Origin of the sequence: Microbacterium faecale, from assembly GCF_014640975.1 — a bacterium.
Lineage (GTDB): Bacteria > Actinomycetota > Actinomycetes > Actinomycetales > Microbacteriaceae > Microbacterium > Microbacterium faecale.
Window position 1 is genome coordinate 246,841 of the sequence record NZ_BMHO01000001.1, and the last position, 14,819, is coordinate 261,659.

12 protein-coding genes are annotated in these 14,819 nt (G+C 69.2%); 1 reads left to right on the forward strand and 11 read right to left on the reverse strand.

All coding sequences use genetic code 11. The annotated features are described in order from the left end of the window. Window positions 1-33: 33 nt before the first annotated feature. Window positions 34-258 carry an SPOR domain-containing protein gene (locus IEW87_RS01100; protein ID WP_188710482.1) on the forward strand — a complete coding sequence of 75 codons (225 nt, stop codon included), beginning with the start codon at window positions 34-36 and terminating at the stop codon, window positions 256-258. A gap of 19 nt (window positions 259-277) precedes the next feature. Here IEW87_RS01100 and IEW87_RS01105 read toward each other — a convergent pair whose 3' ends face one another. The 11 genes from IEW87_RS01105 to IEW87_RS01155 all read right to left on the reverse strand — a co-directional run bounded on the left by IEW87_RS01105 (window position 278) and on the right by IEW87_RS01155 (window position 14,791). Next, window positions 278-2,032, reverse strand: a complete 1,755-nt coding sequence (locus tag IEW87_RS01105) for an ABC transporter substrate-binding protein (protein ID WP_188710483.1) — start codon at window positions 2,030-2,032, stop codon at window positions 278-280. A 2-nt stretch (window positions 2,033-2,034) separates the two neighbouring features. Next, window positions 2,035-2,904, reverse strand: a complete 870-nt coding sequence (locus IEW87_RS01110) for a hypothetical protein (protein ID WP_188710484.1) — start codon at window positions 2,902-2,904, stop codon at window positions 2,035-2,037. 76 nt (window positions 2,905-2,980) lie between these two features. Next, window positions 2,981-3,907, reverse strand: a complete 927-nt coding sequence (locus tag IEW87_RS01115) for a hypothetical protein (RefSeq protein ID WP_188710485.1) — start codon at window positions 3,905-3,907, stop codon at window positions 2,981-2,983. Between the two features lie 3 nt (window positions 3,908-3,910). Continuing rightward, on the reverse strand, window positions 3,911-4,603 hold the full coding sequence (locus tag IEW87_RS01120; protein ID WP_188710486.1) for a hypothetical protein: 693 nt from the start codon (window positions 4,601-4,603) through the stop codon (window positions 3,911-3,913). Window positions 4,604-4,643: 40 nt separating this feature from the next. Then, window positions 4,644-5,564, reverse strand: a complete 921-nt coding sequence (locus IEW87_RS01125; RefSeq protein ID WP_188710487.1) for a hypothetical protein — start codon at window positions 5,562-5,564, stop codon at window positions 4,644-4,646. Window positions 5,565-5,627: 63 nt separating this feature from the next. Beyond that, window positions 5,628-6,884, reverse strand: coding sequence for a PoNe immunity protein domain-containing protein (locus tag IEW87_RS01130; protein ID WP_188710488.1), 1,257 nt, complete (start codon window positions 6,882-6,884; stop codon window positions 5,628-5,630). A gap of 51 nt (window positions 6,885-6,935) precedes the next feature. Next, window positions 6,936-7,487 (reverse strand): hypothetical protein, encoded by a 552-nt coding sequence (locus tag IEW87_RS01135; RefSeq protein WP_188710489.1) that lies wholly within the window; start codon window positions 7,485-7,487, stop codon window positions 6,936-6,938. 128 nt (window positions 7,488-7,615) lie between these two features. After that, on the reverse strand, window positions 7,616-8,317 hold the full coding sequence (locus IEW87_RS01140) for a WXG100 family type VII secretion target (RefSeq protein WP_229731159.1): 702 nt from the start codon (window positions 8,315-8,317) through the stop codon (window positions 7,616-7,618). Between the two features lie 108 nt (window positions 8,318-8,425). Then, a complete protein-coding gene (locus IEW87_RS01145) occupies window positions 8,426-8,725 on the reverse strand; it encodes a WXG100 family type VII secretion target (protein WP_229730813.1) in 300 nt (99 codons plus the stop codon). 117 nt (window positions 8,726-8,842) lie between these two features. After that, entirely contained in the window at window positions 8,843-13,342 is a 4,500-nt protein-coding gene (locus IEW87_RS01150; RefSeq protein WP_188710490.1) for a type VII secretion EssC family protein, read from the reverse strand. 3 nt (window positions 13,343-13,345) lie between these two features. After that, window positions 13,346-14,791, reverse strand: coding sequence for an RDD family protein (locus IEW87_RS01155; RefSeq protein ID WP_188710491.1), 1,446 nt, complete (start codon window positions 14,789-14,791; stop codon window positions 13,346-13,348). Window positions 14,792-14,819 lie beyond the last annotated feature (28 nt).

The window sequence follows — 14,819 nt, forward strand, 5'->3', positions numbered from 1 at the left end:
GGTGGACCCGCGAATCGACATGGAGGAGCCGAGATGAAGCGCACGGAAGCGTACTGGTACGACGTCGCGAGCGGCGCGGTCGAGCGTGCGGAAGAGCGCCCCGAGGGGGCGTCACTGGGACCGTTCGCGACAGCCGAAGAGGCGGCGGAGGCCCCCGAGACGCTCCTGGCACACGCACGCGCCTGGCTCGACAGCGACGCGGCGCAGCCGTACATGGACGAGGCACGCAGTGCCGCGGAGGAAGACCCCGAGTCCTGATCGGGATCCTCGCCCTGCCTTAGGGAGCGACGGAAGGCTCTGCGCCGACGGGCGCCCAGGTGAGCGGATCCGTCAGGAGCGCACCCGCGCGCCCCGAGGCCGGGCTCGGAGGGGCGATATCGCGACTCGCGACGATCACGGACGGATCCATCGCCAAGGGCAACACGACGCGCTGGTCCACGATCGTCCGCTCGATCTCGACGCGCAGGTCGCGCGCGTCGTAGCGGTCGGTCGCGCGCGAGAGCTGCTCGATGAGCTCGTCCCGGTCCGAGCTCGTGGCGCCGGTGAGGTTGGCCGCGGTGTCGCCCCACTGGCGCGCGATGTCCGCGGGCGTGCGCGGAACGTCGACGGTCGTCAAGATGGCGTCGTACGCGCCGCCGACCTCGACGACCTCGTCGGGCTCCGGGTGTCCGCAGTCGCGCGCGATCCACCCTTCCTCCGCGACGCCCTTCCGGATCGCGTCGAACGCGTCGCGCGCGAACTCCGAGTCGGCGTCGTAGAGGATGCAGACCGTGGTGTGCTCGGGCACGCCGGCCTTCTTCCGCGCAGCGGCGGGATCGTCCGCGGGGGCGAAGGCCTCCTCGAACCCCGCGTCTTCGACGGCGATGTCGTACCCATCGCTGTCGGGCGAGAACACCGCGGCCGACGTCGACGTGTACGCAGACTTCCATTCGCCGCTCGCCTCGGCGACGGCGTCACGGGGAACCGTGCTGAGGAACGCGGTCCGTGCCGCGCGACTGTCGAGCGGCCACGAGTCGACGCGCGCGAAGAGCGCCCACATCTTTCCGGCGTCGGCGGTCGTCATGCCGAAGTCGTCGCGCTCGTAGTCGCGCACCTGCTCGAAGTCCGCGGCTTCGGCCGGCAGCTGCACGACGTCGTAGTCGGATCCGACGGCATCGATCGCGTCGACGCCGCGTGCCTGGTGCAGCACGATCTGCTCGTACGAGACCGGAATCCCGCCCGTGTACTCGCGGTTCGCGCTCAGCGAGACGCGCTGGTCACCGTCGTCGGCGGACCCGTCGACCGCATCGATGCGGTACGGGCCGCTCGAGAGCAGCGCCATGTCGGACGGCGGCGTCCCGGCAGAGATGTCGAACGCCCCGTTCCAGACCGTGGCGAGATTGGCCAGAGCCTCGCGATCGTCGCCAGCGATCGCGTCGATGACGGCCTGCTTGGCGACCATGGGGTCCTCGAGACCGAACGCGATCCGTCCCGCGACGTGTGCGGGCACGGCAACGTCGAGCGCCGTCTGCCAATCGATCACGGGGCGATCGAACGTGACCTCGATGCGCCGCTCGAACTCGTCATAGGACGGGACGCCCGAGCTGTGGACGAGTCCCGAAGGGGCCGCGTCGAAGGCCGTCTCCTCCGTCGCATCACCATGCGCGGCACCCGCCGCCCACGCGAGCAGGAGGTCGGCCGCGTCGAGGGCGATGCCGTCTGACCACGTAGGTTCGGCGAGGTCGTAGACCACCGTCATCGCGTCATCTGATTCGGCGACGATCTCCGCGGTCCCGAATGACGCGTCTTCCGCGGGAAGACCGAGCACCGGACGGGAGAACTGCGAGCGAGTCATCGCCGACACATCGCGGTCGCCTGGCGTCACGCCGGTCGCTGTGGCGGTATTCAGCGTCGTCAGCGCGCCGGGCCACGCCACGTCGACGAGGCTGCCAGGCATGACGGATGCGGGAAGAGGCGTCCCCCCGCACGCCGACGTGGCCAGCGCGACGCCCGTCACGAGGATCAGCGCAGCAGCGCGACGCAGGCGCCTCACGATCACTCCGCGGCGCGCGGCCGATCGCCGGGCACGTAGTAGCGTGCGGGCGACAGTCCAGTGCGCGTGATGCGGTCGCCGGCCGCGTCGAGGAACTCGTTCATCGTAGTCGTACTGATCTTGCCCTCTGGCGTGGCGATCATCACGTTGTCGACGACGGGCAGCAACGTCGCGGTGCCCTGCGGCCACGCCGCGAACGTGACCGTGACACCGTCCTCGCGCACGTGCAGCTTGGGGGCGGCGACGTGCACGTCCTTCTCGTCGCGTAGCGCGTCGCCCTGCCGCTCGTACGCGCGCACCCCCCAGAGCCGCAGCACGCGCTGGAGGCGAGGATCGTGCGCGGGGAACGCGGCGGACGCATCGAAGCGGTCCCAGCCGCCGTCGACGAGCACAATCGGATGCGCGCTCACCAGCGGCGCTCCGTCGTCGTACAGCGCTTCAGCGAGGTCGAGGATCCGCTCGACGGCGGCCTCGTCGTCGGCGCCGGTGATCAGCACGCAGTTTCGCGCGAGCGCGAACACGACGGGGGCGCCGGCGAGACCCGCGATGGGGATCCGCGCCGGGTCGATGAGCGCCGTGACAGCGAGCGCCTCGTCATCGATCTGAACGATGCCGTCCGCCGCGGCGGGAAGGTCCCCGCCGCCGGCGACGAGCTCTTCGAGGACCTGAGGAAACGACGGGATCCACGGGGCCGTCTGCCCTTCGGTCACCGCGACGCCCTGCTCGTCGATCCCCGCGAAGAGTTCGCCGCCGAGGTGCCGCACGCGGGGGTGGGCGTCGCCGGGGGCGACGAGCGAGAGCACACCGAGTTCGCTCGCGCCATACAGGCGGGGGGTGCGCGGCGCTGTCGCGTTCGCGTCAACGGTCGTCATCCGTGGATCACCTTTCTCAGGGAGTCTGCCTGCCACACTATCCGTCACAGGATCCGTAGCCTGCCTGTCGCGGTCGTCACACCGACGCGCTTCTCGCCACGGCGTACCGCGTCGGTGCCGCGTCCGTCCGTGTCGCTTCCGAGCCGGCACGCTCGAGGAACTCCGCCATTGGCATGACCGCGGCGGATCCCCTCGTGTCCTCGACGACGATCTCGTCGACGACCGGCAGAAGCGCGCGGGTGCCCCGTCGCCACACCGCGCGGGTCGTGACGGCACCATCGGCATGCTCGACGAGCTCCACCTCGGCGACGACGATACCGCGGCGTGCGAGCGCCGGCCCCTGCGCGGCGTAGTGCAGCGCGCCCGCCCGCCGCACGACGGCGTCGATCCGCGCGGCGAGCCGCGGAAAGCCGCCACGCCAATCGAATGGCAGCCATTGGCCATTGCGCCAGACCAGCGGATGGACGCTCAGGATGTCCGCGCCCGCGTCGACGAGCTGCCGCGCGCGATCGAGGATGAAACGCATGCCATCTTCGTCGTCACTGCCGGTCGCGATCACGCAGGTCGCGGTGAGCGCGATCACGACGGTGTCGCCTCGCTTGTCGAGGCGCGCGATCACCCGTGCCGTGTGGTCGCGGTTCACGAGGAAGGCGGCCGCCTGCTCCTCGTCGGAGATCTCGCAATGACCCCCGTGTCGCTCCTCCGCGCCATACGGCGCGCGCCATGCCGCGTCACGCGTGAGGGCGGGGAAGCGCACATCCGACTGCTCGTACCAGGCGCGATCCTGCGCTTGCGTGACGGTCGTGCGGCGGTCGCCGAGCACATCGACGCCGACGAACAACTCACCGCCGACGTGCTTCGTCCGCGGCAGATCGTCCGCGTCGCCGCTGCTCGCACGCATTCCGAGGTCGGCCGCCCCGTAGAGCCGCAGGTGGAGCGTGTTCCACCGCGGCAGCGGCCACGGCAGACTCGCGGGCGCGGGTCTCCGCCGGATCCGAATCACGCGTCACGCTCCGCCGATGACGAACGGGAGCCCATCGTCACCGGTACGCGCTCCGTGGTTGCCGCCGCCCGGCGAATCGCCGTCGAGCACGCCCTCGGGCACACCGCCGGACGTCTTTCCACCGGGCTCCCAGAGGTTGCTCGCGCCCGTCTCGTTTCCGGAGGGGATGCGGATGTCATCCGGCGTCGCGTCCGGGAAGTCGACGACCGTGACCGGCCCGTCGCCGAACATGCCGTCGGGCAGTCCGAGTTCACGCTCGATGACGCGAAGGTCCCCGTCGGCGCGTGCCAGGATCCGATCGACCTCCGAACTGGGGAGCACGAACCCCTTGCCGTCCCCGTCCGTGCGGTACGGTCCGTAGTTCTGGTAGCCGCCGAGGTCCTGGAACCGCGAGGCACCGTCGTCAAACTGCCGTCGGTGCTGCTGGATGTAGCCGTCGGTCAGGTACGAGTCGGGATCGGGCCGCTTGCCCTTATCGGTGTCCAGCACGTCCGACGGGCGCGTGTTGCGGTCGCCCCATCCGCGCGGTCGCGACCCACTGCTCACGTCGGTGGGGTTGCCGTCGAAGTAGTCGCGACCGCGGATGCGGCGAATCATCTTCGCGAGCTGCGACTTGTGCTGCAGCGGCAGGTCGGGAAGTCGGTCGTCCGCGCGGCGCGCGGCGTTCATCACGGCCTCGCGAATCTCACGGATCACGGGACCCAGTTTGCTCGCCATCAGGCGTCGACCCTCTCCCTCATCGGAGCGCTGAGAGGGCGTCGCCGGACACCCGGTAGCGCACGGGAACCGTGTCGACCTGCACCGCGGAGCTGCCGGCACGCTCGAGGAACTCGGCGAACGGGTACGGCGTGACGTCGTTCTCACCGCGTACGACGAGCACCTCGTCGGTCTGCGGGAGCAGTGTCTCGACGCCGTCGGTCCACGTCGCAACCATCACGGCGTCGCCGTCGGGCTTCGTGAAGAGCTTGGCCTTCGCGATGAAAGCGTCGTCCGTGAGGACGCCCGACTGTGCGCCATACGCGTCGACGGCGGCCAGTCGCTCCGCGAGAGCGACGGCGCGCGCGAGTTCCGGGTGCGCCGCGGCGACGTCGAACGGCTGCCACGCGTCGTCGCGCAGCACGAGGGGGACGGCCGTCTCCGTCCTGACCTCGGCTTCCGCGAGCTGATCGACGATGTTGAGCGCGGCCCCGAGACCGGCGGCGTGCTCGGATCCGGTGCAGACGGCCACCGGACCGGCGGCGGGCAGCAGCGTCAGATCTCCCGTCACGGGGAGTCCCGAGACCAGCTCCGGCGCGAGCAGTGCCGCGGCGACGAGAAGTTCGTTCTCAATGAGGTAGACGCCTTCGCCGAGTGCGCTGATGCCGGTGATCTCGCCGTCGGACAGGCGCTCGCGGGCGGCGTCGAGAACCTCGTCGAGGCCGACGCCCCACGTCCCGAGGTTCTGGTCGGACAGCGGCACGACGCGGCCGTCTTCGAGCTCGTACTCGGCGCCGACCGAAACCTCACCCGCGACGTGGCGCACGGCGGGCATCGCCTGCGGCACTCCCGCCGCCTCCAGCGCCGAGCGCCGGACACCCAGGGTCGACGCACCGTACACGCGCAGTCCAAGGCGCGGCGCGGCCTCCGCGAGCGTCTCAGGCAGTTGCGGATCGGTCATCATTCCTCCAGGTGAGTCCGGTCGACGGGACTTTCTGTGACAGTGGCGAGCTCGACGCCACTGTCACGATTCGTCGTCGGCGACCTGTTCCATCGTACGGAGCCGCAGCCCGGCAACTGTGTGACCGCCGAACGTCTCGTAGTCCTCCGCGAGAACGGGGAAGAAAGCGAGATCGTCCGCGTCCATCGCCGGGCTCAGCAGGCGCACGCCGACCTTCGCCAGCCACGCGTCGAACTTCGGCAGAGCCTTCGCCGGATCCTTCGGCAACCGCGACGGACCGCGCCCCGGCGCTGGTAGCCCCAGATCGCGGCACGCGAGCTGCAGGAGCGCAGCCGTGTCGGCGGGATCCAGCGCACGCGCGTCCACCGTGACCACCGTGCCGACCACGACGGCCGCGTCCAACAGAGCATCGACATCCGTCGCTTCCAACCGCTCGCCGCCGACGGGCGCCAACAGCGCCGAAAGAGTCACCAGCGTCGGCTCTCCCGCCGCCGGCTCACGGGCGGTCTGCGGCTCGATCACCTTCGGCGGCGCCGGCTCGTCCCACGGGCCGGGCAACGTGGTGTCCGCGCTGAGACGCGGCACCCCCGCATCCTGCGCGAAATCGGCGAGATCCACCGGATACTCCGGCACGTCGCGCGCCAGACCGTCGTCGAGACCCCACAGCTGCACGAGAATGACCGCTTCAAACGCCCATGCACCCGTGAAGTACTCGCTGACCGGATCGATGAAACGTTCGTTCTCGTTGTGGGCGCGCCATCCGCGCACGTATGCGTCGAATGTCTCCTGTCGACGCTCGGCCGGTGCACTCGCCACCGCCAGCCAGGGGTCGTACGCCCCCACGAGAACTTCTGACTCGCTCACTGGACGAGCGAGCCCGTGGGCCGTCGCGAGAGCGTCGAACAGGCGACTCGGCACAGCGGCAACAGCAGGGTGGGACAGCACCGCCGTGGCTATGTCGGCCCGGCCGAGACTCGTCGCGACGAACACGAGGTTGATTGTCGAGAGCAGCACGGACCGTTCCTCGGACCGCGCGAGGAAGCCTGCGGCACCCCCTGCCGCCTTCTGCCGCACCTGCAGGGAGGCGAGGAGGTCTCCGCCCCACTCGTCGAGGGTGTCGGCGAGCTCCTGAACTGCTTCGCCCGCCGCATACCGGAGTGTGAAGAGCGTGGTGTTGTCGCGGCACAGCGTCTCGGCTTCGAGTTCGAGTTCCCGATCACGCACACGCGGGCGAGTCTGATCGATCGACGCCCTGACGTCGTCGAGATAGCCCTCCAGCTCTTCCGAATCGATACGGTCGTCGCGAATCGTGTGCGCCATGTTCCCACCTTAAGATCGCGTCACCGGCCGGGCGCGAGCAGCGTTCTCGAGTTAGAAGTCAAACACAGGAGCGTCTGCGATCGAGCCGTCTGGGTTGAATCGCGGGACGGTCACCTCAACGCTTCCATCAGGCAGCACCCGAGCGACCCCGGGCGGCACATCGCCGTTTCTGAAGAGCTTTTCGACGGCGTCGGCAAGCCGGCGGTCAGGCAACAGCGCATCGCGAATGCGGTTGACGTCGTGGTTGTTGTAGTGGCCCGTTAACCAGCCGTCGTCCATCTGGCGATTTCGCCCGCCAGCCCCATCGGAAGCCCAGCCGAGCCGCGACGAGTTGTACTTCGACTCGACGATGAGAACGTCGCCATTGCGGTTCGCGTAGATCCCGTCGATTCCGTTCGGGCCGTCACGATGGCTGACTCTCTCGAACCCGCGCTCCCGCATGAATCCGTCCGTGACGTTCTCGCCGTACTCGCCCTTGTCACGGTTTCGGTTCCGCCCGCCGTACGGCTTGGTGCCCGCTGGCGTGTTCCCCGGCCGGTGCGGTGGCGCGTCGGGGCGACCACCGTTCGTTCCGCCGTCAAAACGGTCACGGTCGCGGATCATGCGTCGCATACTCGCCAACTGTCGGGAGTGGCGAATCGGCAGCGAGGGCATGTCGCCGTCCACCCGTCTCGCGGCAGTGATGACTGCTTCACGGATGTCCCGGATGACAGGCCCCATCTTGCTCGCCATCAGACGTCGCCGCCCAAGTCGAGGCTCGACAGGTCCGCGAGGAACGTCTGAGTGACCGTCGACACGTCAGCGGAGCTCGTCTCCATCTCGGCCTCTGCCGTCTCGAGGGCCTCCAGGTCGGCGTAGAACTCGTCACTGTCGCCCACGTTGGCCTCGACCAGCGGATGGTCGAGGACCGCGTCGATGATCGCGGGAAGCTCGTTCATCATCGGCTCGATCACCATCGGCAGGACCTGCGCGAGCACCTGCTCGATCGCGAGGTCGAAGACGACGTTCATGAGCCGCTTCTTGACGATGATGAGCCCCGCCGCGCCGGCGGCCGTGAACGGACCGCCAGCGAGGAGCGGGATGAGCTGGATGAGGGTCGTGGTCACCTCGATGATGACCTTGGTCTTCAATGCGGTGACGCCCGTCGCCGCGGCGTCGATGCCGGTCGCGGCCGGATCCAGCAGATCGAGCATCTTCTGCAGGTTCTGTGAGCGGTTGGTGTTCCACGCACTCACGTACGCGGGGCCGGTCTGCCCCCGCATGCTCGCCGTCAGGTCGCCGTTCATCTTGCGATCGACGGACTGGATGATCGTGTCCATGTCGCTCGAGAACGTGCGCACGATCTCCGCGCCACGGCGCAGTTCATCCTCGTCGACGTCGGGCCACTCGAAGCCCAGCTTCTGCAGCACCCACACCAGCTCGTCCGGCAGCATCACAGCCACGACGACACCTCCTCACCGCGCGACGAATCGAACCTGTCTGTTCATTGATCGGGCGGGCCGCTCCCCCGTCGGCCCGCCCTAGCTCAAAAGAAGCGCGGGTCAGGCGCCGCCGCCGGCCATGTTGCCGTCGGTGTCGCGAATCATGTCCGCCATCTTCACCAGCGCGTCGGCCATCTCGTCGACGTTGGTGTTGGCTTCCTTGATGTTCTGCGCAAGCTCGTCGACCGCATCCTTGTACGCACCCGATGCGTTCTCGGTCTTGAAGCCGTCGGAGGTGAGGTCATCGATGACGGTCATGACCTCCTCGAGGCCCTCGTCGATCTCGCCCTTCTTGTCGCGCAGCTTCTGCGCGGCGGTTTCCATCTCGTCGTAGCTTGCACCGAAATCATGCGTTGCCATCTCGACGTCTCCTCATCCTCAGCTGCACGGGCAGGACCCCAGCGGTCCCACCTCATCGAGATTAACGACGAGAGGCCGACGACGCTATGGGGAGAACTCCCCATCGGGTGCTCGCCGTCATTCCTCGTCGTCATCGACGAGCGGCATCTGCATCGTGACCGACTGCCCGGCCTGCACGAAGATGCCTCGCCCCACCGGGAAGTCCGAACGCTTGACGCGACCGAAGGGCACCTTGAAGACCGAGTCACCGTCGTATGCGTCCGGCTTCAGCACGATGCCCTGGCGCCCCATCTTCCACTCGCCGACGACGCCGACACCGCTCGTCGCGCGAGAGACATCGGCCTCGCCGATCAGAATGTGGTCGCTGCTGTTGACGGCCTGCAGCATCGCCCGCATCGCGCGGTCGGCCGGCCCGTCGGCGAGGTGCGGAACGTCCTCGATGACGATGAGGATCCGCCCGCCATCCTCCTCGTCGGCGAGGAGCTCCGTAAGTTCGAGCGCCAGCTCCTTCTCATCGTTGGGCCGCGTCGCGCTCGCCACCCACGGCCGGAAATCCTTCAACTGCGCGCGCCGGCTGCCGAAGTGATACATCCTCACGTCGGGGTCGAAACGCTCGATGGAGCGGATGAGCGCCTTGACCGCGTTCGTCCGGCCGGAGGCGGGTGGCCCGGCAACGACGAACGGGCCGAACGGATCGAAGCCGCGCGGAGCGAGCGTATCGTCCGCCATTCCGAACGTCGGCAGACCGTCGACCGTATCGGGCAGCTCCGACGCGCGAAGCTTCGTCGGCAGGGCGCCGATCTCGGGCACATCGCGCTCGCCAGCCTCGCGCAGCCGGTCGGCGAACGCTCGGATCGCCTTCGCCTGCTCGACCACGTTCTGCGTGCCGCCGAAGACGGCCACCTGCGCCTCGTGCTTGCCGACGATGCCGCGCCCCGCGGGCGACTGATCGTCGAGGATGTCGCGGGGAGCACCCATGAGCATGTACTGGTTGGCGTCTGCGAGCCGGAGGATCACCCGGCGCGGAATGCTCGCGCTCACTCCCGTCGGAACGGCGCTCGCGCGATCGGCGGTCAGCACGATGTGCATCCCGAGCGTGCGCCCCTCGCCCAGGAGCCGCATGAACACCCCGTAGAACCAGCGCCGACTGGCCGTCATCTCCCAGTCCTTGCGGAACGCCGGGTAGTTGTCCATCAGCACGATGATGCGCGACTTCGCCGGATCCGCGAGCTCGCGATACTCGTCGAGGGTCGCCGCGTTCGCACGCGAGAACTCCGTGCCGCGACGATCCATCTCCTGGTCGAGCGTGCGCCACAGACGCTGGATCCGCTCGGCGTCGTCGCCGTCGACCACGGATCCGACGTACGGCAGATCCGACAGGACGCCGAGCGCCCCCGAGGCGAAGTCGAGGCAGTACACCTCGACGGCGAGCGGCCCCTCGTGTCGGCCGGCACCGATCGCGATCGACTTGAGCAGGGTCGACTTGCCCGAGCCCGACGAGCCGTACACGACCATCGAGCCGTCGCGGTCCGGCAGGAACGCGACGGGATCCTGGCGCTGGTGCTCGGGGACGTCCGCACGCGCGAACGAGATCTCCGCGTCGGCCTGTGCCGGCAGGTCATCGAGGTCGACGGGCGTGGCGAGTTCGTCGAGCCACGGACGGCGCGGCATCGGCAACTGCGCGACCTCGTGTGCGCGGATGACGTTCTCGACGATGCGCTCCTGGTCGTTGGGTCCGAGGTCGTCGTCATGCACGTCGGAGTCGGCGAGACCCTCGGGCTCCCACGGGGGCGTGGAACCGAATCGCAGCTCGGCGACGGCCACCTCGGCCGGTGCCGACTCGTCCATGCGCGTCCACCCGCCGGCGTACGCCGACTGGAACGGCGTGAGGCGCCCGGGGCCGGTCTTCGCGATCGCTCGGCCGGGAATCGACGGCGGGAACGACGCCGCGATCGGGTCGTCCACGACGTCGCTCGAGTCGGACTCGTCGGCCATGCGCAGGGCGACGCGGAGGTTCGTATTCGCGCGCAGGTTGTCCTTGATGACGCCCGCGGGACGCTGGGTCGCCATGATCAGGTGGATGCCGAGCGAACGACCGCGCTGCGCGATGTCGACGACACCGTCGACAAACTGCGGGACCTCGCTGGCGAGCGCGGCGAACTCGTCGATGACGAGCACGAGCGCGGGCGGCGTCTCGGGATCCTGCCGCTTCTCGAGCTCGAGCAGATCCTTCGCGTTCTTGCGGTTGAGCAGGTGCTCCCGGTGGTGCAGCTCGGCGCGAAGACTCGTGAGGGCGCGGGTGACGAGGTGCGGGCTCAGGTCGGTGACGAGGCCGACGCAGTGCGGCAGCGCCACGCAGTCGGCGAACGCGGATCCGCCCTTGTAGTCGACGAACAGGAACGTCACGCGGTCGGCGCTGTGCGCGCTCGCGATGCCCAGGACCCACGCCTGCAGGAACTCGGATTTGCCCGCACCGGTCGTTCCGCCGACAAGCGCGTGCGGACCCTGAGTGCGCAGGTCGAGCGACATCGCGCTGCTCGCGCCCTGACCGACGATCGCGCGCAGATCCCCCGCCTTCTTGAGTCGCGGTCGCGGCGCGTCAGATCGGTCGATGATCGTGTTGTTCTGGCGCCAGCGATCGACGATGGCCGCGGGCTCGTCGGCGATCTCCGGGCCGACGAGCGAGAGGAATCCGATCGAATGCGGAATGTCGGATTCGTCCGTGATGACTGTGGACGCGTCGACGACGGGCGCCAGTCGGCGCGCGAGCATCTGCATGTACGCGTTCGAAACGCCCTCGACCTTCGCGTGCTCATAGCGCTCGCCCGACCGCACCGCGCCGATCGTCGCGTCTTCGAGCCCGCGGGTGACGTCGACGAAGCTCCGGCACACGGCGGGCAGCGACTCGACCGTCGGAGCCACGAACACCGCATGCACCCCCACCTCGGCGCCGAGTTCCAGCACCTGCGTCAGCCGGGCGCGATCCACCGGAGCGTCGCTCGTGACGAACACGATGACCGACAGCCGGCGGCGCGCTTCGTTCTTGCTCGCGGCCTTCTCGACGTCGGTGCCGTAGAGCATCGGGTTCCACTCCTCGTTGAAGGGACCGCGATTCTTCGGATCCTTCGCGAGGCTCATCACGTACTCTTCGAGCGCACTCAGCAGCGCATTCGCGGCGGGTGCCGAATCGGCGAGCGGGAACGCCGAGAACGGGCTCGTCTCGCTGGTGGTGTGGGGAAGCCACTTGATCCACTCCAGCTCGGCGACGCCCTCCGACCCCGCGAACGCGACGGAGACGACCTCGTTCGGCGCGTGCAGGCCCATCAGCTGCACCGCCAGTCCGCGCATGGCGTCCGCCGCCGGGGCTTCCGCTCCCGCGACGCCGATGGAGCCCGCCGCCGTGAGCGATTCGAGCACCGGGACGTCGTCGACGTACCGATACCGTTCGCGCAGGCGATCCACGCGATCGATGTACTCGGGCAGACCCGTCTGCTCCTCACGCTCCACAATCGAGTTGCGAGACGGCGCGCGCGAGGTCCCCAGGCGCACCGCGAGGAAGTTCCAGTGCTCGGGCCGTCTCGTCCACAGCAGCGGCCCCAGGCGCATCGCGTGCTCGAACACCTCCGCCACGGGAGGCGCCTCCTCACCACGCGCCTTCTCTTCGTCCGGCTTCGCGTAGTACAGCTTTTCTTCCAGCGACTCGAACTGCCGCTCGAAGAGCATCTGCTCGTGACCCGTGGCGTTCTTCATCTGGATCCGCTGGTTGATGAAGTTGCCGAATGCCATCATCGGCGTCATCGCGATCATCAGCAGTGCGCGCGGACGATCCGTGATGAGGTACATCGCCACGCCCATGAGGATCGGGGCGACGAGCATCGTCCACGGGAACATCTTGGTGAGCTTCTCGCCGGGCATCGGCGGCGGCGTCAACTGCTCACCCGGGTAGCGCACCTCGACGCGAGGACTGCGGTTGAACCGCAGCCCGCCGCCGCGTTCGAGCACCGGATCCTCGGACCCGGCTTCGACCTCGGCCGAGTAGAACAGCGCGAAGGTCGTGCTGCCGATGACGAACTGCTGGCCGGGTTCGATTCGCGCCCGGGCGACCGTCTCGCCGCCGACCTGCACGCCGTTGGCCGAGTTGAGATCGACGATCTCGACGAAGCTCGACACCTCGAGACGCGCGTGGCGCTTGGAGACCGCCTGGTCGGCGAGGACGATGTCGTTGCTCTCCGCGCGCCCGACGAACGAGTGGCCACGGGCGACGGGGAAGTCCTGTCCGGCGAACGGGCCGGACAGCGCGCGCAGTACGGCGATCGTCTGGCGCCCGCTCACGAGCGACGCGCGGCGCGGGCCAAGCTTGAGCACCGACACCGCGAAGCCGGATCCGATGGGAGCCTCACTCAGCGGCACATCGTGCTGGAGCGGCTCCATGCGCTCGGCCGTCGGCGACGCGACGGCGAGCGTGACGACGTCGTCGTCACCGACCGTGATCGAGCCGGCGGGGTCGGTCTCGGCGATGTGGCGCGCGACGTCGCCCGCGGTGGCGAGGGAGTCGGCCGTGACGACGATGTCGACGGAATCGGCTTCATCGCGATGCAGGGTGAGCTTGACCTTCACGGATCACGCCAATCGGTCGGTGGTCGAGAGGTGGATGACGAACGTCCGGTCGCCGAAGCGCACGGTGTCGCCGCGCGCGGCGAGGACAGGGGCGCCGGGGGCGACCACCGCGCTCTGACCGTCGCGCTCGATCTCGGTTCCGTTCGTGGAGCCGAGGTCCGAGAGCTCGACCCCGAGCTCCGTGACGCGCAGCGACAGGTGGGTCTTCGAGATCGATCGCGTGTCGTCGGGGATGGCGATGAGCCGGGCATCGCCGATGTCGGCGCGGGCCTGCGGATCGCGCCCGAGCAGCACTCGCCCGGCGACACGGATCCGCTGCCCGGTGTCGAGAACGAGCACGCCCTCGGGAGGCGCGGGCGGCCGCGGCGGCACGGGCGGAGCAGGGGGAACCGACGCGTCAGGGGACGCCGCTTCCGGCGCCGGAGGGGTCAGGCCAGGCTGTGGAGGGGTCGCCTCGGGCTGCGGCGATGGCTGGGGCGGCGACGCCTGCGGAATGGGCGGCGGAGCGACCGACGACGGAGCAGACGGCGCTGGTTCGGACTCCACACGGTCCGGCATGCGGGGCGTGGGACGCTCCGGCGGCGCACCACGCAGGTTCGTCGGGACGCCGAGGACGACCTGAGGTGCAGCGTCGCGAGCGGTCGCGGGCGACGGCGCGACCGTGTCGGGCAGGCCGACGGGAGGCGCGTCGTCGTCCGCGTGAGTTCGCGCGACACCGAGGACGCCCGCGCTCACACGCGCGGCCGGGCGATACTCGGGGGCCGTTCCGCTTGCCGCGCTGGTGGCGAGCGAGGGGAGGCCGGGACGTTCGGCGATCTCAGCCGCCTCCGCTGCCTTGCGTGCGACGCGCATGCGCTTGTCGTCGTACGGATCCAGCCCACCTCGGACATCGATCAGCCAGACGCGCGTCGCGTGATCGTGCCAGCCGCGTCCGCGACGCTCAGAGTCCCAGAGCGGGGAGAGAACCATCACGAGCGGGCCGACCACGACCAGCCCCGAGGCCGCGACGATGATGCTGCGCAGCACGACGCGCCAGAAGCCGGGCCGGCCGAGCTTTGCGACGTGCACCGACCTCAGTCCGAAGACGGACTTGCCGATCGTCGTTCCCTTGCGCCCGTGGAGTACGAACTGCACGATGCCGAGCACGAGGGTCAGCAGGACGGTGGCGCCGGCCATGATCGCGGCGAGGAGGAAGCTCGGGTGCGTCACGAAGCCGTAGAGACTCAGGCTGCCGGAGAGGTAGAGGAAGACGAGCGGCATCGCGAACAGCCACAGCGGCAGCTGCACGAGCAGATAGACCACCACGTCGATGAGGACGGAGAGCGCGCGACGTGGGAAGGGCGCGCGGATGAGCCCGAGACGCGCGGCGTACGCCGGGTCAGGACGCCCGTCGGCATCGAGGCCGGGGACCTCCTCCTCGCCATCGTCGATCTCCCAGATCGCCGTCATCCGTCTGTCACCTCATCGATCATGTGAA